Source organism: Curtobacterium sp. VKM Ac-1376, assembly GCF_015351025.1.
Lineage (GTDB): Bacteria > Actinomycetota > Actinomycetes > Actinomycetales > Microbacteriaceae > Curtobacterium.
Map to the genome: position 1 here is coordinate 200,465 of NZ_JADKRV010000003.1, position 21,199 is coordinate 221,663.

The following is a 21,199-nucleotide window of genomic DNA, read 5'->3' on the forward strand; positions in this document are numbered from 1 at the left end:
AGGGAGCAGAGAGGTACGTCACGTGTGATGTACCGATGCGCGTACTCGTGGTGGACGACGAACGGGCCCTCGCGGACCTGGTCGCGACGGGCCTGACCCGGCAGGACATGGCGGTGGACGTCGCCTACCGCGGCGACGACGCCGACGAGCTGCTGGCGGTGCACGACTACGACGTCGTCGTGCTCGACCGTGACGTCCCAGGGCTGCACGGCGACGAGGTCGCACGCCGCCTCAGCGCGCGCGGTGCGCTCACGCGGATTCTCATGCTCACCGCCGCGACGACGTTGAGCGACCGGGTGCAGGGGCTCGAGCTCGGTGCCGACGACTACCTGACCAAGCCGTTCGAGTACCCCGAACTCGTCGCCCGGGTCCGCGCGCTCGGTCGGCGGAGCGTCGCACCCGTCGCGCCGGTGCTCGAACGTGCGGGGCTCGTCGTCGACACGAACCGGCGGATGGCGACGCGCGACGGACGGCCGCTCGACCTGACCTCGAAGGAACTCGGGGTGCTCGAAGCACTGCTCCGCGCCGACGGCCGCGTCGTGTCGGCCGAGGAGCTGCTCGAGAAGGTCTGGGACATGAACGTCGACCCGTTCACCGCCGCGGTCCGCGTGACGATGTCGAAGCTCCGCCGGAAGGTCGGGGACCCGGACCCGATCCGGACGGTGCCCGGCCAGGGCTACGCGCTGTGAGTCCGCGGGCCCGGGGCTGGAGCATCCGGACCCGGACTGCCCTGACGTTCGCGCTCGCGGCCATGGCGCTGGCGACCGGGGTCGTCGTCTTCACGAACACCATGTCGCTGGCGGGTGTCGGCGCGGGTCTCGACACCGCGGCCGTGCAGCGCCCGCTGCCCGGATCGGGGAGCGTCACGACCGCACCGGCTCCGATCGAGGTGGACGGAGCCGTTGGGGGTGACGACGACGGGGCGGTGGCGGTGATCCGGCTCGTCGCCGCGCAGCAGTGGCAGTGGTCCGCGATCGGCATCGTCGGCGCCGGGATCGCTGCCGGGGGCATCGGCTGGCTCGTCAGCCGCCGGGTCCTCCGTCCCATCGACCGGATCACCGCGACCGCGAACCGGATCTCGGCCTCGAACCTGCACGAGCGCATCGCGCTGGACGGGCCCGACGACGAACTCCGGCGGCTCTCGCGCACCGTCGACGACCTGCTGGCCCGCCTGGAGACCGCGTTCGAGAGCCAGCGACGGTTCGTCGCCCAGGCGTCCCACGAACTCCGGACGCCGCTCGCGGTGCAGCGCGCGGCGGTGCAGATCGGCCTGCACGACGACGCCGACCCCGCAGACGTCCGAGCGGTGCGCGCGGAACTGCTCGATCAGAACCGCCGGACCGAGCGGTTGGTGGAGTCGCTGCTCGTGCTCGCCGAGGCCGACCGCGGCCTGGCGGGTGCGACGCGTGCTGTCGACCTCGACGAGGTGACCGCCGAGGTCGTCGCGGGGGCGGCCCGGCACGCGGCCGAGGCGGGGGTGACCCTGACCCACGAGCGCCGTACCGGGCCTCCCGGCCTGGTCGTACCGGGGGAGCCGACCCTGCTGCGACAGCTGCTCGGCAACCTCGTCGGCAACGCCGTCGAGTACAACGAACCCGGCGGTCGCGTGCGGGTGACCACAGGGCCGGACGGCTTCGTCGTCGAGAACGGTGGTCCGGTGGTCGCGTCGGACGAGGCAGCGTTGCTCGTCGAGCCGTTCCGTCGCGGCGGGGCGGACGCTGGACGCGGGCAGCACAGTGGCCTCGGACTGTCCATCGTGGCCGCGATCGTGCACGCGCACGGATGGCAGCTGTCGATCACCGCACGGCCGACCGGCGGGCTGCTCGTCCGGGTCCGTGTTTCGCCGGTGCAACCAGGCGTGCACGCGGGGCGAAACAGCTCGTCCGCTGTGCTGGAGGCATGAACCACACCACGATGACGATGACCCGTCGCAACCGGTCCCTGATGAGTGCGGCCGCGGCGGTGGTCCTGCTGCCCCTGCTGCTGGTCGGCTGCTCGGACGCGACGCCGGACGACGACACGGCGACGGCAGCCGGGGGTGCCGCGCCCGGAGTCGCCCTCGCCGAGTGCCTGCGCGACCGCGGGTACGACATGCCCGACCCGGGCACCGGCGGCGGGTCGATGCAGCTCAGCGCACCCGACGGCGTCGACCCCGAGCAGTACCAGGAAGACCTCAAGGGGTGTGTCGACGACTCGGCAGCTGCCGGGGATGCACAGGGCGCACAGCCGATTCCCGGCAGCGAGGAGATCGCCCGGAAGACGGCGGAGTGCCTGCGGGAGCAGGGGTTCCCGGACTACCCCGACGACCAGGAGGCGCAGGCCCGGTACCAGCCGGATGACCAGTCGGCGTTCGACGAGGCCGCCGGCCCCTGCTCCGACGCGGCCTTCGAGGCTGTCCGGGGCGGAGCCGGGTCGTGACCCGCCGTCGCTCCCGTCGCCGGACGGTCGTGTCGGTGTGCCTCGTCGCGGCGGTGACCGCGGGTGCCGGGACGTGGGCCCTCGCCACGGTGCCGAGTGGTCCGGGCGCTTCGGCCAGCAGCGAGGCGCGCGGCGGGACCGCGTCGACCGGAGCCACCGCCACGGTCACGCGCGGCGACCTGACCGACTCGAAGGTGTTCGCCGGGACGCTCGGCTACGGCGCGCCATCGGGGGTCCCCGGTGCCGCCGCCGGCACGATCACCTGGCTGCCCCGCCCCGGCGCCGTGATCGAACGCGACGGGGTGCTGTACGCCGTCGACGAGCGGGACGTCCGGACCATGTACGGCACCGTGCCGCTCTGGCGTGACCTGGAGCGGGGGCTGCAGGGCGCCGACGTGCGCCAGCTCAACGAGAACCTGGCCGCGCTCGGGTACGACGTGTCCGTGGACGACCGGTTCGGCCCCCGGACCGAGCGGGCCGTCCGGCAGTGGCACGATGACCGCGGGCACGAGGTGACCGCGGTGCTGACGGCGGACGACGTCGCCTTCGTGAACGGCGCGTTCCGGGTCGCCTCGGTCGACGGTCGGCTCGGGGACCACCTGGCCGGCGGCGCAGGAGCGGGTACGGACGCGGGCGGCGCCGGCAGCACGGGCTCGGGTGCGGCCGCCGACGTGCTGCAGGTCACGAGCACCCGGCGCGTCGTCAAGGCGACCGTGCCCCAGCGTGACGCCGAGCGGCTCGCGGTCGGCACCGACGTCGAGGTCCGGGTCAACGGCGCCGGGGCCGCCATGCCCGGTTCCGTCGTCGATGTGCAGCCGACGACGAGCGAGGACGGCGGCACGGCCGTCGACGTCTCGGTGTCGTTCGACCCGGGGAAGCGCTCCCTGCCCGCGGCCGCGTCCGCGCAGGTCGACGCGAAGGGCGCCTCCGAGAGCGACGTCCTGTCCGTGCCCGTCGCCGCACTCGTCGCGGGTGCCGGTGGCCGGTACGCCGTCGACGTCGTGCAGCGGGACGGCACGACGGAGCGGGTCCGGGTCGAGCCGGGCTTCAGCGCGGACGGACGGGTCGCGGTCGCCGGCGACCTGGCCGCCGGCGACCGCGTGGTGGTGCCCGGATGAGCGCCGCCGTGCTTCCACCCGACTCCGTCCTGTCGCTCCGGGACGTCACGAAGACCTACGGTGGCGTCGAGGCGCTGCGCGGGGTGTCGCTCGAGGTCACCTCGGGGGAGCTCGTCGCGGTCGTCGGCCCGTCGGGGTCGGGCAAGTCGACGATGCTCAACGTCGTCGGGACGCTCGACCGTCCCACGTCCGGCACGGTGACGATCGCCGGCAACGACGTCGCGACGATGTCCGACGACGCCCTGTCCGAACTCCGTGCCGACCACATCGGGTTCGTCTTCCAGCACTTCCACCTGCAGGCCGGCGCGACCGCCACCGAGAACGTCGCCGACGGGCTGCTCTACCAGGGCGTGCCCCGGCGCGAACGGCACCGTCTGGCGGTCGAGGCCCTGGGCCGCGTGGGCCTGGCGCACCGGGTGGACCACCGACCGCACCAGCTCTCCGGCGGGGAGCGCCAACGCGTCGCCATCGCGCGAGCCGTCGTCGGCGACCCGACGATCCTGCTCGCCGACGAACCCACGGGAGCGCTCGACACGGCGTCCGGTGCCGCGGTCGTCGAGCTCCTGCGGGAGCTCAACGCGGCGGACACGACGGTCGTGGTCATCACGCACGACCTGGAGCTCGCGGCGTCGCTGCCCCGACAGGTCCGGATGCGCGACGGCCGGGTCGAGCAGGACATCGCGCCGATCGTCGGCGACCCCGCGAGGGTCGTCGTCGACGAGGTCGCCCGGTGAGCCGGCGTCGGTCCGTGGGCGCGGTCGACCTGCTCCGCCTCGGCGTCTTCGGGTTGCGGACCCGGCCGGGTCGCGTCGTGCTGTCGGCGCTGGGCATCGCGATCGGCATCGCGGCGATGCTCGCGGTCGTCGGGATCTCGTCGTCGAGCAAGGCGAAGGTCGACCAGGTGCTCGACACGCTCGGCACGAACGTGCTCACCCTCACCCAGACGCAGGGCCTCGGCGAACCGGTCCCGTTGCCGTCCACCGCCCTCGAGTCGGTGCTGCGGCAGGACGACGTCGAGTCGGCAGCGGCGGTCGGCACCGTGCCGGACACCGGCGTGTACCGGAACGACCACGTCCCGGCGCCCGAGACGAAGGGCCTGGGGGTGCTCGCCGCGTGGGGCGACGTGCCTCGGGTCCTCGGCGGGCAGCTCGCGGCCGGCAGGTGGATCGACGACACTGCCGGGGCGCCGCCGCAGGTCGTGCTGGGAGCACGGGCGGCCGCCGTCCTCGGCTTCGACGGCCTGCATCCGGACAGCCGCGTGTGGATCGGCGGACAGTGGGTGCAGGTGGTCGGGGTGCTCGAGCCCGTCGCGCTCGCCGAGGACCTCGGCTCGCAGGTGTTCGTGCCCCGCGGGTTCGCCGGGCAGCTGGGCTTCGACGGAGCGCCCACCTCGGTCTTCACCCGCGTCGACCCCGCACACGTCGAACGGTCGAGGGACCTGCTCGCCGGTGCGGTCCGACCGGGTGCGCCGCAGGACGTCGGCGTCACCCGGCCGTCCGACGCGCTCGCCGCGAAGGACGCCACCGACGACTCCTTCACCGGACTGCTGGTCGGCATCGGCGGGGTGGCGCTGCTCGTCGGTGGCATCGGGGTGGCGAACACGATGGTGATCACCGTCCTGGAACGCCGCGCCGAGGTGGGCGTCCGTCGTGCACTCGGGGCCCGTCGTCGGAGCATCCGCGACCAGTTCCTGGTCGAGTCGTTGCTGCTGTCGTTCCTCGGCGGGGTGGCCGGCGTCGTGCTCGGCGTCGCGGTGACGGTCGGGTTCGCCGTCACGCAGGGCTGGCCGGTCGCGCTGCCAGTGTGGGCCGTCGTCGGGGGGCTCGGTGCCACCGTCGTGATCGGCGGGGTCTCCGGGCTCTACCCGGCGGCACGCGCAGCGCGGATCCCGCCGACGTCCGCCCTGGCGGCCATCTGACGCGTGGGGTGGACACGCGCACTGGAGGCCCGGTGCCGGTCCACAGGACCGGCACCGGGCCACCAGGCTGTGCCGTCCACACGCCGGACGCGAGTCGCAGATCATGCCTGGTCATGACCAGCTGGTCAAGCATCTGCGTCGATCTGTTCGCCATCCGTGATCCCCCGGAAACACGCGGATCGAAAGACGTCACAGGGACCGATCCAACGGTTGACAAGGGGCCGTGCAGGGTCTTCTATTGCGAATACGCAACGTCCTTTCATAAAGGTCGGACCCAAGGGAGTCATCGTGACACGCACGCGTTTCGCCGCACTCGGTGCGCTCGCCCTCGCAGGCGCGCTCGCCCTCACCGGGTGCTCCGCCGGGAGCAATGCCGCTTCCGACGGCGGCACGAAGGCCATCGGCACTCCCGATGGCACGGGCAAGACCATCACCGTCTGGATGATGAACGGCGACCTGAGCGACAAGGTGCTCGAAGCCGCCGGCAAGCAGTTCACCGCCGACACCGGGGCGAAGGTGACGATCCAGACGCAGCAGTGGGACGGGATCACCACCAAGCTCACGACGGCGCTCGCACAGAGCGACGCCCCGGACGTCGTCGACCTGGGCAACACGCAGGTGCCGGTCTACGCGGCGGCCGGCGGGTTGATGGACCTGACGCCGTACCGCGACGAGCTCAAGGACGGCCAGACCTGGCTCACCGGGCTCGAGGGGCCGGCCACGGTCGACGGCAAGCTCTACGGCGCACCGCTGTTCGCCGGCAACCGGGCCGTCATCTACGACAAGCAGGTCTGGAAGGACGCCGGCGTCACCGGCGTGCCGACCACCTACGAGGAACTCACCGCAGACCTCGACAAGGTCAAGGCGGCCAACCCGGCGAGCGACTTCTCGGCCTTCTACATGCCCGGCCAGTACTGGTACGGCGGGTTGCAGTGGGTGTGGGACGCCGGCGGCGAGATCGCGACGGACAAGGGCGGCGAGTGGACCGGCACGCTCGACTCCGCCGATGCGGTGCAGGGCCTGACCGCCTGGAAGGACTTCCAGAACGAGTACTCCGCGAAGTCCACCCAGGACATCAACACCGACAAGCCCTCGCAGAGCGACGTCTTCGCGCAGGGCGACACCTCGGCGTTCCTCGGGTCGGCGTGGGAGATCGGCTCGATCACCACGGCGAAGCCCGAGCTCACCGACCGGATCGGGACGTTCCCGATGCCCTCGTCGACCGCGGGGAAGACGCAGCCGGTGTTCCTCGGCGGCTCGGACCTCGGGATCCCGGCGAAGGCGCAGAACCAGGAGCTCGCGGTGTACTACCTGAAGATCCTGACCTCGAAGGAGTTCCAGCAGGACCAGGTGTTCGGGGTGGACGGCTGGGAGCCGAACTCGACCGAGCTGCTCGACGCGGTCGCCGGTGACGTCGACGAGCTGCACAAGCCGTACTTCGAGGCTGCCGGCACGAGTCGGCCGACCCCGGCGACCCCGGGCTGGGCCACCATCGAGGGCGATGCGTCGTTCCAGTCGATGTTCGCCGACGTCGCGACGGGGCGGAAGTCGCCGGAGCAGGCCGCCGAGGGGTTCTCGAAGCACCTCACGACCGCGCTGAACGCGCAGCCGTAGGCGATGCCCTCCACCGCGGAGCGGGTGGCCGGCGGCGAGCGGGTGGCCGGCGGGGAGCGGGTGGCCGGCGCGGAGCAGTCCGCGCGGGTCACCCGCGGGCGGCGGGCCGACGGCCCGGGTCCGGGGCCGTCGCAGGGTACCGGGCGTGGTGCGCGTCGCCGGTCGCCGGTCGGGTCACGGGCCCCGCTCGTCCTGCTGGCACCGGCCGCACTGCTGCTGCTCGCCCTGGTCGTCTACCCGCTGGTCCGGCTCGTCGTCATCTCGTTCCAGGACTACGGGCTCCGGGCGATCTTCACGGGGCAGGCGGGGTTCACCGGGCTGACGAACTACACGAACGTCCTCACCGACGCGAGCTTCTGGCCGGTGATCCTGCGCACGGTGCTCGTGACGGGCGCGATGGTGCTCGGCACGATCGTGATCGGGATGGGGGTGGCGCAGCTGCTCACCCGCCTCGGGCTCACCATGCGGACGATCGTCAGCGTCGTGCTCGTGCTGGCCTGGGCGATGCCGAACGTGGCGTCGAGCCTGGTCTGGCAGTGGCTGTTCCAGCCGTTCTACGGCGTGCTCAACTGGCTCATCACGCAGCTGCGGGTGTTCGGGGACCACACGCAGGACAACTGGGCGTCACACCCCGGGCAGGCGTACACGATCGTCCTGACGCTCGTGATCTGGCAGGCCGTGCCGTTCGTGGCCCTCACCCTGTACGCGGCACAGTCCCAGATCGCGCCGGAGTACTACGAGGCCGGCGCGCTGGACGGGGCGTCGGTGTGGACGATGTACCGCGCGATCACCCTGCCGGCGCTGGCCCCGACGCTGCTCCTGGTGTCGATCCTGTCGGTGATCTGGGACTTCAACGTCTTCAACCAGATCTGGCTGCTCACCCGCGGTGGCCCGGAGGAGGCCACGCTCACCCTCGGCATCTGGACCTTCGTGCGGTCGTTCGTGTCCAACGCCTACGGGCAGGGCGCCGCGATCGCCGTGATCTCGACCCTGATCCTCGGGGTGCTCACCAGCTACTACATCCGCCGGCTCGTCCGCAGCGGTGAGGAGGACCTGTGACCGTCTCGAGCGCACCGCCCGTCCGGGTGCGGAAGCGCAAGCCCCGCGTCGTCGCGAACACCATCGCGGTCGTGTTCTGCCTGGTCTGGGTGTTCCCGATCTACTGGATGGTGAACACCGCCTTCAAGCCCGCCGACGAGGTCACCACGATGACCCCGATCTGGGCGCCGCTGCACCCGACGCTCGACAACTTCACGCGCGCGCTCACGCAGGAGGGGTTCCTGGTCTACCTGCGGAACTCCACCATCGTCGTGGTGGCGGCCGTGCTGCTGTCGATCGTCGTCGGGTTCCTGGCGTCGGCGGCGCTGTCGCGGTTCCGGTTCCGGGGTCGGCGGGCGATCCTGGTCGCGATCCTCTTCGTGCAGATGATCCCGTCGGGCGCCCTGCTCATCCCGCTGTTCCTGTCGTTCCAGACCCTCGGGCTGCTCAACAGCTACGTCGGGCTGATCCTGGCGTACGTCGCGAGCGTGCTGCCGTTCTCGATCTGGGTGATGCGCGGGTTCTTCGTGGCCGTGCCGATCGAGATCGAGGAAGCGGCGAAGGTCGACGGCGCGGGCACCTTCCGGATCCTGTGGAGCGTGCTGTTCCCGCTCGTCATGCCCGGGGTCATCGCCACGAGCGTGTTCGCGTTCATCGCGGCGTGGAACGACTACCTGATTGCCTACGTGATGCTGAAGGACCAGGGGATGTACACGCTGCCGGTCTGGCTCGCCGGGTTCTCGACGAACAAGGGCACGGACTTCGGCGGGCTCATGGCGGCGAGTGTGCTGTTCTCGATCCCGGTCGTGGTGTTCTTCCTGATCGTGCAGCGACGGCTCGTCAGCGGGATGACCGCGGGTGCGGTGAAGGGGTAGTCGTCGGATGGTCGACACCTGTGGACGTGTTGGTTGCGTGACGGAACGGTTGCGTTCTTGTGGGTTTCAGACGTACAGTGCTCGAAACCCAATGGAACGAAGGAGTTCGGGCATGTACGCAACCGAGCGGCACTCCGCCATCGCCGCCGAGCTGCAGTCCGCCGGTCGCGTGTCGGTCGCCGGCCTCGCCGAGCACCTCGACGTGACCACCGAGACCGTGCGCCGAGACCTCGACGCCCTGGAGTCCGCCGGGGTCCTGCGCCGTGTGCACGGGGGAGCGGTCCCCGTCGGACGCTCGAGCGTCGTCGAACTCAGCGTGGCCGAGCGCGAGGGGCAGCACGGCACCGCGAAGTCCGCCATCGCCCGGGCCGCGATGCGCCTGGTCCCGCCGACCTTCACCGGCTCCATCGCCCTCGACGCCGGGACCACCTGCGCCGCCGTCGCCTCGGAGCTCGCCCGCTGGGAGCCCGAGTTCGCCGGCTCGACAATCACCGTCATCACGAACTCGGTGCCGATCGCCGCGACCCTGCAGCACAGCGAGCACCTCGAGCTGCACCTGCTCGGTGGCCGGGTCCGCGGGGTGACGAGCGCCGCGGTCGGCACGGCCACGGTCGAGCAGATCGGTGCGCTGCGGCCCGACATCGCGTTCATCGGCACGAACGGCCTGTCCGCCGGCTTCGGCCTGAGCACCCCCGACGAGTACGAGGCCGCCGTGAAGGGCGCCTACGTCCTCGCGGCACGCCGGGCCGTGGTGCTCGCCGATGCCGCGAAGCACGGGGTCGAGGCCCTCATGCGCTTCGCTCGGCTGGACGAGATCGACACGCTCGTCACCGACCAGCAGGCGCCGGCAGATCTCGCCGGCGCACTCGCCGACGCCGACGTCGAGGTGGTCGTGGCATGAGCAGCGCCTCGGGCAGCCCCAGCACCCGCATCGTCACGGTCACCCCGAACCCGTCCCTCGACCGCACCATCGAGCTCGCGGGTGAGCTGCAGCGCGGTGCCGTCCAGCGCGCCACCAGCTCCACCGCGGAACCCGGTGGCAAGGGCGTGAACGTCTCCCGGGTCGTCGTCGCGAGCGGCGGGGACACCGTGGCGGTGCTGCCCGGCGACGAGCTCGACCCCGTCCTGCTCGGCCTGGCCACGCGCGGCATCCCCACCGCGGCCCTGCCCATCGGCGCACCGCTGCGCTCGAACGTCACGGTGACCGAGCCGACCGGCACCACCACGAAGCTCAACGAACCGGGGCCGTCACTCGCCGGCCGACTCGACGACCTCGCCACGCTCGTCGCCGACACCGCCGCGGCGAACGCGACCGGGCCCGCCGCCCGCTGGGTGGTGTTCGCCGGATCGCTGCCGCCGGGACTGCCCGACGACGCGCTCGCCGTCCTCGTCCGCGCCGTCCGTGCCCGCCACGGCGAGGACGTCCGGATCGCCGTGGACTCGTCCGGTGTGCCGTTCGCCGCGCTCCTGCAGGCCGGCGAGCGGATCGACCTGGTGAAGCCCAACGCCGAGGAACTCGCCGAGGTCGTCGGCGGCGACCCCGACGTCTACGAACGTGACCTCGACGCCGCCGTGGCCGCTGCCCAGCGCCTGCGCCACCGGAACGTCGGTGCCGTCCTGCTCACCCTCGGCAGCGCCGGCGCGGTCCTGGTCTCCGCCGAGGGAGCCTTCGCGGCTGCGGCGCCGAGGATCGTCGCCCGCTCGACCGTCGGGGCGGGGGACTCCTCGCTCGCCGGCTACCTGCTCGCCGAGGTCGCAGGGGCATCGCCCGAGCAGCGCCTCGCCCAGGCCGTCGCCACCGGCGCCGCCGCCGCAGCCCTTCCGGGCAGCGACGTGCCGGCACTGGACCACACCGACCCGACGGCGGTGTCCGTCCGGGTGCTCGCAACGCACCCGGCCCCGGAACCCGCCTGATCCCCCACCCGCCCCACACGAACACCTGCACCACCGCGCGACCAGCGCCATTGCGAAGGAGCAAGCACATGTCCGCAGACTCGAGTCCGCGCCTCATCAGCGCACAGCTCGTCGGCCTCGACGAGGACCTCGGCGCCACGTCCACCGACGTCATCCGCGTGCTCGCCGACCGTGTCGCCGCGACCGGCCGCGCCGCCGACGCCACCTCGCTCGCCGAGGACGCCATCACGCGCGAGGCGAGCGTCGGCACCGGTGTCCCCGGCGGCATCGCGATCCCGCACGCCCGCTCGGCGTCGGTGTCCGAGCCGACCCTCGCGTTCTCGCGACTGGCCCGGAAGGTGCCGTTCGGTGCCCCGGACGGTGACGCCGACATCGTCTTCATGATCGCCGTGCCCGAGGGCGCCGACAAGGACCACCTGACGGTCTTGTCGACGCTGGCCCGCGCGCTCATCCGCGACGACTTCACCGCCGCCCTGCGCGCCGCGACCACCCCGGACGAGGTCGTCGAGCTCGTCGACCGCGAGGTGAGCGGCGAGGTGTCCGAAGCCGGTGTCGGGAACGCGAGCCGGGCCTCCAGTCCGGAACCCGCCCCCGCTGCCGACCGCAAGGTCTTCGTCGGCGTCACCGCCTGCCCGACCGGCATCGCGCACACGTACATGGCTGCCGACGCCCTCGTCGCCGCAGCCCAGCGCGCCGGTGCCGAGATGCACATCGAGACGCAGGGTTCCTCGCAGGTCGAGCCCCTCGACCCGGCACTCATCGCCCGCGCCGACGCCGTCGTGTTCGCGGTCGACGTCGACGTCCGCGACCGCGGTCGCTTCGCCGGCAAGCCGCTGGTGTCCGGGCCCGTCAAGCGCGGTGTCGACGAGCCCGACAAGATGATCGCCGAGGCAATCCGCGCCGCCGACGACCCGCACGCCGCACGCGTCCAGGGTGGCGCCACCGCGACCGAGACGAACAAGACCAACGAGCACTTCGGCCAGTCGCTCAAGCGCTGGCTGCTCACCGGCGTCAGCTACATGATCCCGTTCGTCGCGGGCGGCGGGCTGCTCATCGCGCTCGGCTTCCTGCTGTCCGGGTACGGCATCGCGCTGACCCACGGCGACTCGGGGATGAGCAACGCCGCCTACACGCTCACGAACTCCACGCTGCTGAAGCTGCCGCCCGAGGGCCTCGGGTACTACCTCGGTGCCGCAGCCTTCCAGATCGGACAGGTGTCGCTCGGGTTCCTGGTCGCCGCACTCGCCGGGTACATCGCCTACGCCATCGCCGACCGACCGGGCATCGCGCCGGGCTTCGTCGCCGGTTCCATCGCCGTCTTCATGAACGCCGGGTTCCTCGGTGGCCTGGTCGGCGGCCTCATCGCCGGTGCCGCCGCCTACTGGATCGGGCGCATCCCGACCTGGCGCTGGTTGCGTGGCCTGATGCCGGTCGTGATCATCCCGCTCTTCGCGTCCATCATCGCCTCGGGCCTCATGCTCCTGGTGCTCGGCGGTCCGATCGCCTGGCTGATGGTCCAGCTCACCGGGTTCCTCAACTCGCTGTCCGGCGCCTCCGCGGTGCTGCTCGGGATCATCCTCGGTCTGATGATGGCGTTCGACCTCGGTGGTCCGGTGAACAAGGTGGCGTACGCGTTCGCCGTCGCCGGGCTCGGTGCGGGCACCGCCACCGATGTCGTGCCGTTCGAGATCATGGCCGCGGTGATGGCGGCCGGCATGGTCCCGCCGTTGGCCCTCGCGCTCGCCTCGACCGTGCTCTACCGCAAGGGGTTCACGAAGCCGGAGCGGGAGAACGGCAAGGCCGCGTGGCTGCTCGGTGCATCGTTCATCTCCGAAGGAGCGATCCCGTTCGCCGCCGCGGACCCGCTCCGCGTCATCCCGGCGTCGATGGTCGGAGCTGCGATCACCGGCGCGATCTCGATGGCCGCCGGCGTGACTTCGCGCGCACCGCACGGTGGGATCTTCGTGTTCTTCGCGATCGGTGACGTCCTGATGTTCGTCGTGGCGATCCTGGCCGGCACCGTGGTGTCCGCGCTGGTGCTCGTCGCCCTGAAGAAGTGGGTGCGTCGCCGCCCAGTGGACACCGCTGCCGCGGGCGGCGAGGCCGCTGCGGCCGGCGAGACGGTCGGACAGCGCGCACCGGTCGCCGCGTAGTCGACGCGACACGATGACGGACGGGAGGCCCGGTGCCAGCTGGCACCGGGCCTCCCGTCCGTAGGTGGTCGCGCCCACCTGCATCCAGTGAGCGGAAGCCGGCAGGTCGCCGCTGGCGGAGGCGGCGTGTCCTGCTCACTCGACGTGGCTGCCCTGTCGGGCGTCAGGCCGCCATCGCGAGTGCCGACGGGTCGATCTCGGATGCGACACACGCATCGACGTCGCACGGTGCGAGCGGAGCGACCGAGGTGTGCGTGATCTTGGGGTGCACGGGGCGCCGCTCGGTCTCGCCGCGTCCGATCAGGTCCTCGTGGAGCTTCTCGCCCGACCGCAGGCCCGTGAACACGATGTCCGAGGTGCTGCCCGTCGCCTGGAGCATGCGCCGCGCGATGTCGAGGATGCGCACGGGGTCGCCCATGTCGAGCACCAAGACCTCGCCGGGGTGCGCGATGGCGGCCGACTGGATCACCAGGTGGCACGCTTCGGGGATGGACATGAAGTAGCGGGTGGCGTCCGGGTGCGTGACGGTGAGGGGCCGTCCGGCGCGGATGAGCTCCGCGAAGAGCGGGAGCATCGACCCGCGGCTGCCCAGGACGTTGCCGAACCGGACCGAGACGTAGTCGTACCCGGTGTCCGCGGCGGTCCAGGCGGTCAGCCGTTCCGCGATGCGCTTCGTCGAACCGAGGACACTGGTCGGGTTCGCTGCCTTGTCGGTCGAGATGTTCACGAGCGTCCGGACCCCGGCCTCGGCAGCTGCGCGGAGGACGTTCAGCGTGCCGAGCACGTTCGTCTTCCAGCCCTCGTCCGGGTACTGCTCGAGCATCGGCAGGTGCTTCAGCGCCGCGGCGTGGAAGACGACGTCGGGGCGACGGTCGAGCATGATGTCGAGGATCGCGTCGGCGTCGCGGATGTCGGCGAGGACGACGTTCTTCGTGTCGAGCAGACCGTGACCGTCGACGGACACCTGGACCTGCTGCAGCGCGGTCTCGTCACGGTCGAGCATGATGATCTCCGCCGGCTCGAACCGCACGAGCTGCCGACAGAGCTCACTGCCGATCGAGCCGCCGGCTCCCGTGATCAGGACCGACCGCCCACGGACGAAGTCGACGGTGATCTCGAGCTCGGCTTCTGGCTGTCGGTCCCCGATCAGTGCGGTGATGTCGAGCCCGTCGAGGCCGGGGATGAAGAGCGTGGACATGGGGGTCTCCTCCGTGAAGTCTCCCCACAGTGTGAACCCCGAGCATGTGGAATGTCAATTGTTCATTCTGCGATGTTCGCCGTGATCGCGTCGATGTAGGCGGCGCGCTCCTCGCGGGAGTGCGGTCGCCCCGGGATCCCCGGGCGCTGCTCCCACGGGAACGGCCCCGCCTCGTGCCGGTACTCGATGCCCATCGCCTCGAGTCGGGCGGTGTGCTCGGCCAGCCGCCCGCGGAACTCCGCCAGGTCGCGCGGCCCTGTCGCGTCGGCCGACCAGAGCGCCTCGGCCAGGGCGGCGACCCGTGGGAAGAGCTGGTAGTCGAGCTTGCGGGCGGTGTCCACGTGCTCGGTCCACATGTTGCCCTGGCCGCCGATGACGTGTGCGCGCTCGGCGTCGGTCAGGCCGGACGGCACCGGGTCGAAGGCGTACACGTCGTCGACGCTGAGCACGATGGAGACCGGGATCGGCTCGGTGTCCAGGTCGCTCTGCCGGTAGTCCAGGTATGCCTGGTCGTCGGGCGAGGAGATGACGTCGTGCCCGCGCTTCGCCGCCGTCCGGGCACCGGTCAGTCCGCGCCAGGACACGATCGTCGCCGAGGGGTCGAGCGTGCCGCCCTCGAGAATCTCGTCCCACCCGAACGCCCGCCGGCCGTGGTCGGCGACGTGCTCGGCGAGCTGCCCGATGATCCAGGCCTGCAGCTGCTCCTCGTCGGCCAACCCGAGCTCGCGGATGCGCTCCTGCGTGCGGGGGTCCGTCTCCCACTGCACCTTCGGGCACTCGTCGCCCCCGATGCCGATGTAGCGGGAGGGGAACAGGGCGATGACCTCGTCGAGGACGTCCTTGAAGAAGTCGATCGTGGCGTCCTCGGCGTTGAGCACGTCGTCCGCGATGCCCCACTCGGTCCAGACCTCGACCTGGCTGTCCGGGTGCACGCCGAGGGCCGGGTACGCCGCCAGTGCCGCCCGGACGTGTCCGGGGGTCTCGATCTCGGGCACGACGGTGACGAAGCGATCGGCGGCGTAGGCGACGATCTCGCGGATGTCGTCCTGCGTGTAGAAGCCGCCGTGCGGGCGACCGTCGAAGGCGGCGGGGTGCAGCACGCCGTCGGCGTCGGGGACGTGGGCACCGAGCTGTGACTCCCGGCGCCACGACCCGACCTCGGTCAGGCGCGGGTACTTCCGGATCTCGATGCGCCACCCCTGGTCCTCGGTGAGGTGGAAGTGCAGGCGGTTGATGCGGTGCGCCGCGAGCTGGTCGACGACGCGCATGACCTCGTGCTTGGTGCGGAAGTGCCGCGCCACGTCGAGCATGACGCCCCGCCAGGCGAACGCCGGGGCGTCCTCGACCACGATCGCGCGGACGGACCACGGCCCGGTGCCGACTCGACCGTGGCGGTACACGTCAGCCGGCAGGAGCTGCAGCAGCGCCTGCACGCCGTAGAAGACACCGGCGGGGGAGCCGCCGACGACGTCGATGCCGTCCGGGGTCACCGTGAGGCGGAACGACTCCGCGCGGTCGCCCTCCGGCGCCGCAGGGCCCGCGGGCAGCGACGGGTCGTCGACGACCCGCAGCGCGATCACACCGGCGCCAGGTCCGGAGTCGTCGAGAGCGTCCCGCACCGGCAGTCCGGTCGATCCCCGCAGGGTCTGCTGCAGGTACAGTCGGACCGGTTCGCTCGCCGCGTCGGCGGCGATCCGGGTCGACGGGGTGATCTCGAAGGCCCCGGCACCGGGTGCGGTGCGGCGCGGTCGTGGGACGAGCATGTCGGAGCCACCATTCCTCAATGATCTTTCGTAATGTGGAGGCTATGGCCGTGGACCTGACCGTGTCAACGACGCCCGGCGGCATCGGGACGACCCCGGGCGTGCTCCGGCAGATGAACTCGCGGGCGATCCTCGACGAGCTCCTGCACGAGGACGTCTCGCGGACGGTGACCGAGCTCAGCCGCACCGTCGGGCTCTCCCGCCCCACGGTCGAGGCGGCGCTGGCCGACCTGGTCGACGAGGGCTGGGTCACCGAGGCCGAGACGATCGCCACCCCGAACAAGGCCGGACGCCGCGCCAAGCGCTTCGCCGCCGACGCCGCGGCCGGGTCCGTGCTCGGCGTCGACCTCGGGCTGCACGGGATCGTCGGTGTCCGAGCGGACCTGCGCGGGGTCACACTCGCCCGGGTCGAGGAGCGCTACGCCGACCTCGCCGACGCCGAGCAGGCCTGGCTGAGCGTGCAGGACGTCGTCCGGCGCCTGACGTCGTCCGTCGACGGGGCTCCGGTGCTCGCCGCGACGTTCGGCGTCCCCGCCGTCGTGGACCGCGACGGCGCCATCGACTACACGGTCGCCGTGCCGGAGTGGGTCGAGCGCCGGGTGCCCGGCCGGATCCAGGACCTTTTTCCTGGCACCGCGACCTTCTTCGACAACGACGCCAAGCTCGCCGCAACGGCCGAGGCGATGTGGGGCCGGTTGCAGGGCGTGCGGGACGGGCTGTACCTCGTGATGGGGCGCCAGATCGGGGCTGCCTTCGTGATCGACGGTTCCCTGGCGCGCGGCTCGCGCGGCGCGGCCGGCGAGATGGGCGGCCTGGCCTCGACCGGCTGGCCCGGTGCGCCCGCCCGCCTGGAGGCGCGGATCCCGTCCGACACGGACCTCGAGTCCGTCTTCGCCGTGGCCGGGCAGGGCTCCGCCACCGCCGTCGAGATCGTCCGGGCGTTCGCGGCCGACATCGCCCCCGGGGTGGTGCAGCTCGTGACGACGATCGACCCCGAGGTCGTGGTCGTCGGTGGCGAGGTCCTGCCGGCGGCCGCGGTGTTCTGCGCCGCCCTGGACGAGCTCGTCACGCCGCAGCTCCGGCACCCCGTGGCGTTCGCCCCGTCGACGGTCGGCCGTGACGCCGTGGCCCGCGGTGCGTCGGCCCGGTCACTCACCCACGTGCGCACCGTCCACATGGGACTCGGCTGACACCCAGCTGGTGCGCCGGGTCCTGACAGGGCGCTCAGGAATCCTGGGTGCATGACGACTGCCGTGACCGACCGCGCCATGACCGTCGCCAGCGGCGACCCCACCGCTCCCTCGGACCTGGGGGGCCTGTCCGGGCTCGTGCTGCAGCTCATCGACGCGCTGGGTGAGTGGGGCGTCGCGCTGATGCTCTTCATCGAGACCGTGTTCCCGCCGATCCCGTCCGAGGTCATCCTGCCGCTGGCGGGGTTCCTGGCCGGCGCGGGGCAGATGAACCTCGTGCTGGTCCTCGTGTCGGCGACGCTCGGTTCGTACCTCGGGGCGCTGGTGCTCTACTGGCTCGGCGCGAAGATCGGCTTCGAGCGCACGACGCGCTGGTTCGGCAAGCTGCCCCTCGTCGACGAGGACGACTTCCGGAAGGCCGCCGACTGGTTCCACCGGCACGGCAAGAGCGCGGTGTTCTTCGGCCGGTTCGTGCCGATCGTCCGCAGCCTGATCTCGCTGCCGGCCGGCGCCGATCGCATGCACCTCGGCACCTTCTCGGTGTTCACGATCATCGCGAGCGGCATCTGGAACAGCGCCCTCGTGCTGCTCGGTGCCGCGTTCGGCTCGCAGTACGACCAGGTCGAGGCGTACACGGAGTGGATCGACCGGGTGCTCTACGTCGCGATCGCCGCCGTCGTGGTGACCTTCGTGGTCCGTCGGATCCGGCGCGTGCGTGCCGAACGGCGCGCTGGTGACGCCGGCGACGGGAACGACGACGCGGGCGGCGCTCGGGGCCGTCGTCGCGCCGAGCCCGCCCGCGACTGAGTCGTCAGGCCTTCGTCAGCGCCGACTCCTTGTGCGCGGCGCGCTTGCCGCTCTTCTCGGACTCGATGATCCAGTACGGATCGTCGTCCGTGGGCTTGAACTGCTGCCCGTCGAACTCGAAGTCGCTCGTGCGCTTCTGCACGAGTTTCCCGGTGGTCTTCCCCTGCGAGGTGTTCCAGTGCACCTCGTCGCCCTTCGACAACGCCATGCTGTCCTCCTTGCGCGATCGTCCGTCCTGATGGACGTCGGACTGTACCCCGCCGATCCCCGGAAACACAGGGGAGTACGGCCATCACGATGTCGTAACGGGCATGCGGATCGAGTGTCGGACGCGTACCGTTTCCACTGAGCCCACACGCCGGCAGCGGCCGCGGAACCAGGGGCTCTGGACGGGACGACGGACATGATGACCCTGCTGGACAGCGCTCGGGCGGACACCGTCCTCTCCGCGCGGTACCGGCTCGTGAAGCTCATCGGCACCGGCGGCATGGGATCCGTCTACGAAGCCCGCGACGAGCACACGTACCGAGCCGTCGCCGTGAAGCTCTTCGCGACGCCCGACAAGATGACCACCGCCGACCGCGTCCGCCAGGAGCGCGAGATCCGGTTGCTCAGCATGCTCTCCCACCCCGGACTCATCCCGCTGTACGACGCCGGCACCCACGAGTTCGAGGACGGCCCGCACCGCTTCATCGTGATGGAGCTCATCGCCGACACGACCCTCCTCCGCCGCCTGTCCGAGGGTGCGCTGCACAACTACGAGGTCGCGGACCTCGGTGCGCAGCTCGCCGACGCCCTGGCGTACGTGCACTCGCGCGGCATCGTGCACCGCGACGTCAAGCCGGCGAACATCCTGATCAGCGACGAGGGCTCGTCCGGGTTCGCCCGCACGGTGAAGCTCACCGACTTCGGCGTCGCGCACTTCGTCGACGGCTCACGCCTGACGAACGACGGCACGGTCATCGGCACCGCCGCCTACCTGAGCCCCGAGCAGGTCGCCGGCGAGCCGATCAGCTTCGCGACGGACGTCTACTCGCTCGGGCTGGTCCTGCTCGAGGCCCTGACGGGCAAGCAGGAGTACTCGGGCACCCTCATCGAGGCCGCGCTCGCCCGCCTCCGGCACGACCCCGTGATCCCCGACGACGTCGCCGACGAGTGGCGGGACCTGCTCAGCCGGATGACCGCGCGCGACCCGGAGCGCCGCCCGACCGCGGTCGCGATCGCGAACGCCCTGCGCGGCGGGTCCACCCAGATCACCGGCCCGGTGCCGCTCGGCCCGGAGCGCGTGAAGCACCAGCGCGACCACCGCATGCACCGCGCCGCACACCGGCACGCCAAGCGGGGCACGTTCTCGGCCGTCCGGCGCTGGCGTCGACGGAACGTCGTGGTCGGCTCGTTCGCGGCGTTCGGGGTCACCGCGGCCTGCACGGCCGCGTACGTCGCGGGTGCCCTGCACTGACCCCCGGGCAGCTCCGGGCTCTGCGGAACACCGGTGCTCACGAGCCGGACACCAGCACCCTGGGCCTGACCCGCCAACGCCGGTGTGTTGCGGACCGGGGCACCCTGGCAGGATGGACGACATGACCGACCAGCGCTGGATCAAGATCTGCGGACTGTCGACCCCCGACACCGTGGACGCCGCCGTCGACGCGGGTGCCGACGCGGTCGGGTTCGTCTTCGCCGCCGGCAGCCCCCGGACCGTGACGGCGGACCTCGCGAAGGAGCTCGTGGAGCGGGTGCCGGACGGCATCGACGCCGTCGGGGTGTTCCGCGACCAGAAGATCGACGAGATCGTCGGCATCGCGTCCGAGGTCGGGCTCACCACCCTGCAGCTGCACGGCGGCGAGTCGCCGTCCGACTTCGCCCGCGCCCGCGACGCCGGCTTCTTCACCATCCGCGCCGTCGCCGCCGAGGACTACCTGCGCGAGACCGCCGAGCAGCGAGCGGCGTACGACCACGACCTCCTGCTGCTCGACGCCGCGGTGCCGGGCAGCGGTCGGCTCATCGACCCGGCCTCGATCGACGGTGTCGACGAGGCCTGGATCCTCGCCGGGGGACTCACCCCGGCGAACGTCGTCGCCGCGGTCGAGGCGCTCGACCCCGACGGCGTCGACGTGTCGAGCGGCGTCGAGTCGGAGCGCGGCGTCAAGGACCCGGCGAAGATCCGCGCCTTCGTCGAGGCTGTCCGCAGCCTGGGCTGACGCCGCGGCCGCTGGACGGCACCGCCGTCCGCACGCTCGTTCGCGAAAGCGACAGTCTGGCGCCGACCATCGGCGGCGATCTGTCGCTTTCGCGGCCCTGATCGCGACGGCGGACGGACGGGAGGCACGGGGCGGGGCCGCCACGGTCCTCCCGTCCGTCTCGGGCGCGGTCAGCGCAGGGTGGGGATGAGTTCCGTCAGGAACGCATCGGTGTCCTCCCAGCCCTCGACCGCACGGCAGGGGACGCCGAGGGCCTTCACCGGGTAGTCGTTGCCCTCGGGATCGAGCCGATCGCCGACGAAGAGCATGTCGTCCAGCGCGATGCCGGTGAGCTCGGCGAGGCGCTGCATGCCGTAGGCCTTGTCGATGCCCTTGCGGGTGATGTCGATGCTCGTGGAGCCGCCCGAACGGACCTCGAGGTCAGGCAGGTCTGCCTGCACCAGACGGCGCAGGTGGTCCTTCTTCTCGCCGGTCGGGTCCCACAGCTTCTTGACGTCGACCGGGGCCGACTGGCCGAGGGCCGAGAACGTGATCTGCGACCCGCGGTCCTCGAGGATGGCGCCCCAGGTCTCGGACTCCCAGTACCCGGCTTCCTTGGCACGGGTTTCCACCGCCGCGAGCGCGCGGGCCTTCTGCTCGTCGGTGAGGTCCTCGGCGTACTGCAGCGCCCAGTCCTGGTCCTCCCAGCGGTAGTACCGGGTGCCGCAGGTCGGCAGGAGGTGCAGGGCATCGAGCGTCAGCCCCTCGCGCTGTCGCAGCGGGGTGACGAGCTGCTGCTCGAACTGCGTGAAGTTGCCGCCGGAGATGACCGCGACCGGCACGACCTCGAGCAGGGACGCGAAGGTCTCGAGCATGCGGGGGTCGAGGGAGGACTTCGACGGGGCGAGGGTGTCGTCCAGGTCGAAGGCGACGAGGCGGGGCGTGGTCATGCCACCGATCCTGCCAGAGCCCGCCGACCACCCGCAGGGTGCGGACCGCTGGGAGCCCCGGCG

The 21,199-nt window shown here is 71.8% G+C and carries 20 protein-coding genes; 16 read left to right on the forward strand and 4 right to left on the reverse strand.

Features of this window, described 5'->3' with window-relative positions; all coding sequences use genetic code 11:
* The first annotated feature begins 35 nt into the window (after nucleotides 1-35).
* The 12 genes from ITJ56_RS05770 to ITJ56_RS05825 all read left to right on the forward strand — a co-directional run bounded on the left by ITJ56_RS05770 (nucleotide 36) and on the right by ITJ56_RS05825 (nucleotide 13,048).
* Entirely contained in the window at nucleotides 36-689 is a 654-nt protein-coding gene (locus ITJ56_RS05770; protein ID WP_194628589.1) for a response regulator transcription factor, read from the forward strand.
* The gene (locus ITJ56_RS05775; RefSeq protein WP_194628591.1) at nucleotides 686-1,903 is read left to right on the forward strand and encodes a sensor histidine kinase; all 1,218 of its coding nucleotides are present in this window, start codon (nucleotides 686-688) and stop codon (nucleotides 1,901-1,903) included. The genes ITJ56_RS05770 and ITJ56_RS05775 overlap by 4 nt, the downstream gene beginning before the upstream one ends.
* The gene (locus ITJ56_RS05780; protein WP_194628593.1) at nucleotides 1,900-2,418 is read left to right on the forward strand and encodes a hypothetical protein; all 519 of its coding nucleotides are present in this window, start codon (nucleotides 1,900-1,902) and stop codon (nucleotides 2,416-2,418) included. Before ITJ56_RS05775 ends, ITJ56_RS05780 begins: the two co-directional genes overlap by 4 nt.
* The gene (locus ITJ56_RS05785) at nucleotides 2,415-3,536 is read left to right on the forward strand and encodes a peptidoglycan-binding protein (RefSeq protein WP_194628600.1); all 1,122 of its coding nucleotides are present in this window, start codon (nucleotides 2,415-2,417) and stop codon (nucleotides 3,534-3,536) included. The genes ITJ56_RS05780 and ITJ56_RS05785 overlap by 4 nt, the downstream gene beginning before the upstream one ends.
* Nucleotides 3,533-4,270 carry an ABC transporter ATP-binding protein gene (locus tag ITJ56_RS05790; RefSeq protein WP_194628602.1) on the forward strand — a complete coding sequence of 246 codons (738 nt, stop codon included), beginning with the start codon at nucleotides 3,533-3,535 and terminating at the stop codon, nucleotides 4,268-4,270. Before ITJ56_RS05785 ends, ITJ56_RS05790 begins: the two co-directional genes overlap by 4 nt.
* Complete coding sequence (locus ITJ56_RS05795; protein ID WP_323749729.1) at nucleotides 4,267-5,454, forward strand: ABC transporter permease; 1,188 nt, start codon at nucleotides 4,267-4,269, stop codon at nucleotides 5,452-5,454. The genes ITJ56_RS05790 and ITJ56_RS05795 overlap by 4 nt, the downstream gene beginning before the upstream one ends.
* A gap of 288 nt (nucleotides 5,455-5,742) precedes the next feature.
* Entirely contained in the window at nucleotides 5,743-7,068 is a 1,326-nt protein-coding gene (locus ITJ56_RS05800) for a sugar ABC transporter substrate-binding protein (protein ID WP_194628604.1), read from the forward strand.
* Between the two features lie 3 nt (nucleotides 7,069-7,071).
* Nucleotides 7,072-8,127, forward strand: coding sequence for a carbohydrate ABC transporter permease (locus ITJ56_RS05805; protein WP_194628606.1), 1,056 nt, complete (start codon nucleotides 7,072-7,074; stop codon nucleotides 8,125-8,127).
* Nucleotides 8,124-8,981, forward strand: coding sequence for a carbohydrate ABC transporter permease (locus ITJ56_RS05810; RefSeq protein ID WP_323749730.1), 858 nt, complete (start codon nucleotides 8,124-8,126; stop codon nucleotides 8,979-8,981). The genes ITJ56_RS05805 and ITJ56_RS05810 overlap by 4 nt, the downstream gene beginning before the upstream one ends.
* Nucleotides 8,982-9,093: 112 nt before the next feature.
* Entirely contained in the window at nucleotides 9,094-9,882 is a 789-nt protein-coding gene (locus ITJ56_RS05815) for a DeoR/GlpR family DNA-binding transcription regulator (protein WP_194628608.1), read from the forward strand.
* Nucleotides 9,879-10,895, forward strand: a complete 1,017-nt coding sequence (locus tag ITJ56_RS05820; RefSeq protein WP_194628609.1) for a 1-phosphofructokinase family hexose kinase — start codon at nucleotides 9,879-9,881, stop codon at nucleotides 10,893-10,895. The genes ITJ56_RS05815 and ITJ56_RS05820 overlap by 4 nt, the downstream gene beginning before the upstream one ends.
* 68 nt (nucleotides 10,896-10,963) lie before the next feature.
* Nucleotides 10,964-13,048 (forward strand): PTS fructose transporter subunit IIABC, encoded by a 2,085-nt coding sequence (locus ITJ56_RS05825; protein ID WP_194628611.1) that lies wholly within the window; start codon nucleotides 10,964-10,966, stop codon nucleotides 13,046-13,048.
* A gap of 163 nt (nucleotides 13,049-13,211) precedes the next feature.
* Here ITJ56_RS05825 and ITJ56_RS05830 read toward each other — a convergent pair whose 3' ends face one another.
* Together ITJ56_RS05830 and ITJ56_RS05835 are read right to left on the reverse strand one after the other, a co-directional pair.
* Nucleotides 13,212-14,246 (reverse strand): UDP-N-acetylglucosamine 4,6-dehydratase family protein, encoded by a 1,035-nt coding sequence (locus tag ITJ56_RS05830; protein WP_194628613.1) that lies wholly within the window; start codon nucleotides 14,244-14,246, stop codon nucleotides 13,212-13,214.
* 62 nt (nucleotides 14,247-14,308) lie between these two features.
* Nucleotides 14,309-16,009, reverse strand: a complete 1,701-nt coding sequence (locus tag ITJ56_RS05835; RefSeq protein WP_194628615.1) for a beta-N-acetylhexosaminidase — start codon at nucleotides 16,007-16,009, stop codon at nucleotides 14,309-14,311.
* Nucleotides 16,010-16,029: 20 nt separating this feature from the next.
* Here ITJ56_RS05835 and ITJ56_RS05840 point away from each other — a divergent pair, with 20 nt between their 5' ends.
* Both ITJ56_RS05840 and ITJ56_RS05845 read left to right on the forward strand, forming a co-directional pair.
* Nucleotides 16,030-17,199, forward strand: coding sequence for an ROK family transcriptional regulator (locus ITJ56_RS05840; RefSeq protein WP_194628617.1), 1,170 nt, complete (start codon nucleotides 16,030-16,032; stop codon nucleotides 17,197-17,199).
* Nucleotides 17,200-17,250: 51 nt separating this feature from the next.
* Nucleotides 17,251-18,006, forward strand: coding sequence for a DedA family protein (locus tag ITJ56_RS05845; protein WP_228517230.1), 756 nt, complete (start codon nucleotides 17,251-17,253; stop codon nucleotides 18,004-18,006).
* Nucleotides 18,007-18,010: 4 nt separating this feature from the next.
* On the opposite strand, the gene ITJ56_RS05850 is transcribed toward ITJ56_RS05845, so the two are convergent.
* Nucleotides 18,011-18,214, reverse strand: a complete 204-nt coding sequence (locus ITJ56_RS05850) for a DUF2945 domain-containing protein (protein ID WP_194628619.1) — start codon at nucleotides 18,212-18,214, stop codon at nucleotides 18,011-18,013.
* Between the two features lie 195 nt (nucleotides 18,215-18,409).
* On the opposite strand from ITJ56_RS05850, the gene ITJ56_RS05855 reads away from it, so the two are divergent.
* On the forward strand, nucleotides 18,410-19,465 hold the full coding sequence (locus ITJ56_RS05855; protein ID WP_194628621.1) for a serine/threonine-protein kinase: 1,056 nt from the start codon (nucleotides 18,410-18,412) through the stop codon (nucleotides 19,463-19,465).
* A gap of 121 nt (nucleotides 19,466-19,586) precedes the next feature.
* Nucleotides 19,587-20,207 (forward strand): phosphoribosylanthranilate isomerase, encoded by a 621-nt coding sequence (locus tag ITJ56_RS05860; protein ID WP_194628956.1) that lies wholly within the window; start codon nucleotides 19,587-19,589, stop codon nucleotides 20,205-20,207.
* Nucleotides 20,208-20,377: 170 nt separating this feature from the next.
* Here the strand turns inward: ITJ56_RS05860 and ITJ56_RS05865 are convergent, their stop codons facing one another.
* Complete coding sequence (locus tag ITJ56_RS05865; RefSeq protein ID WP_194628623.1) at nucleotides 20,378-21,136, reverse strand: HAD-IIB family hydrolase; 759 nt, start codon at nucleotides 21,134-21,136, stop codon at nucleotides 20,378-20,380.
* Nucleotides 21,137-21,199: the final 63 nt, after the last annotated feature.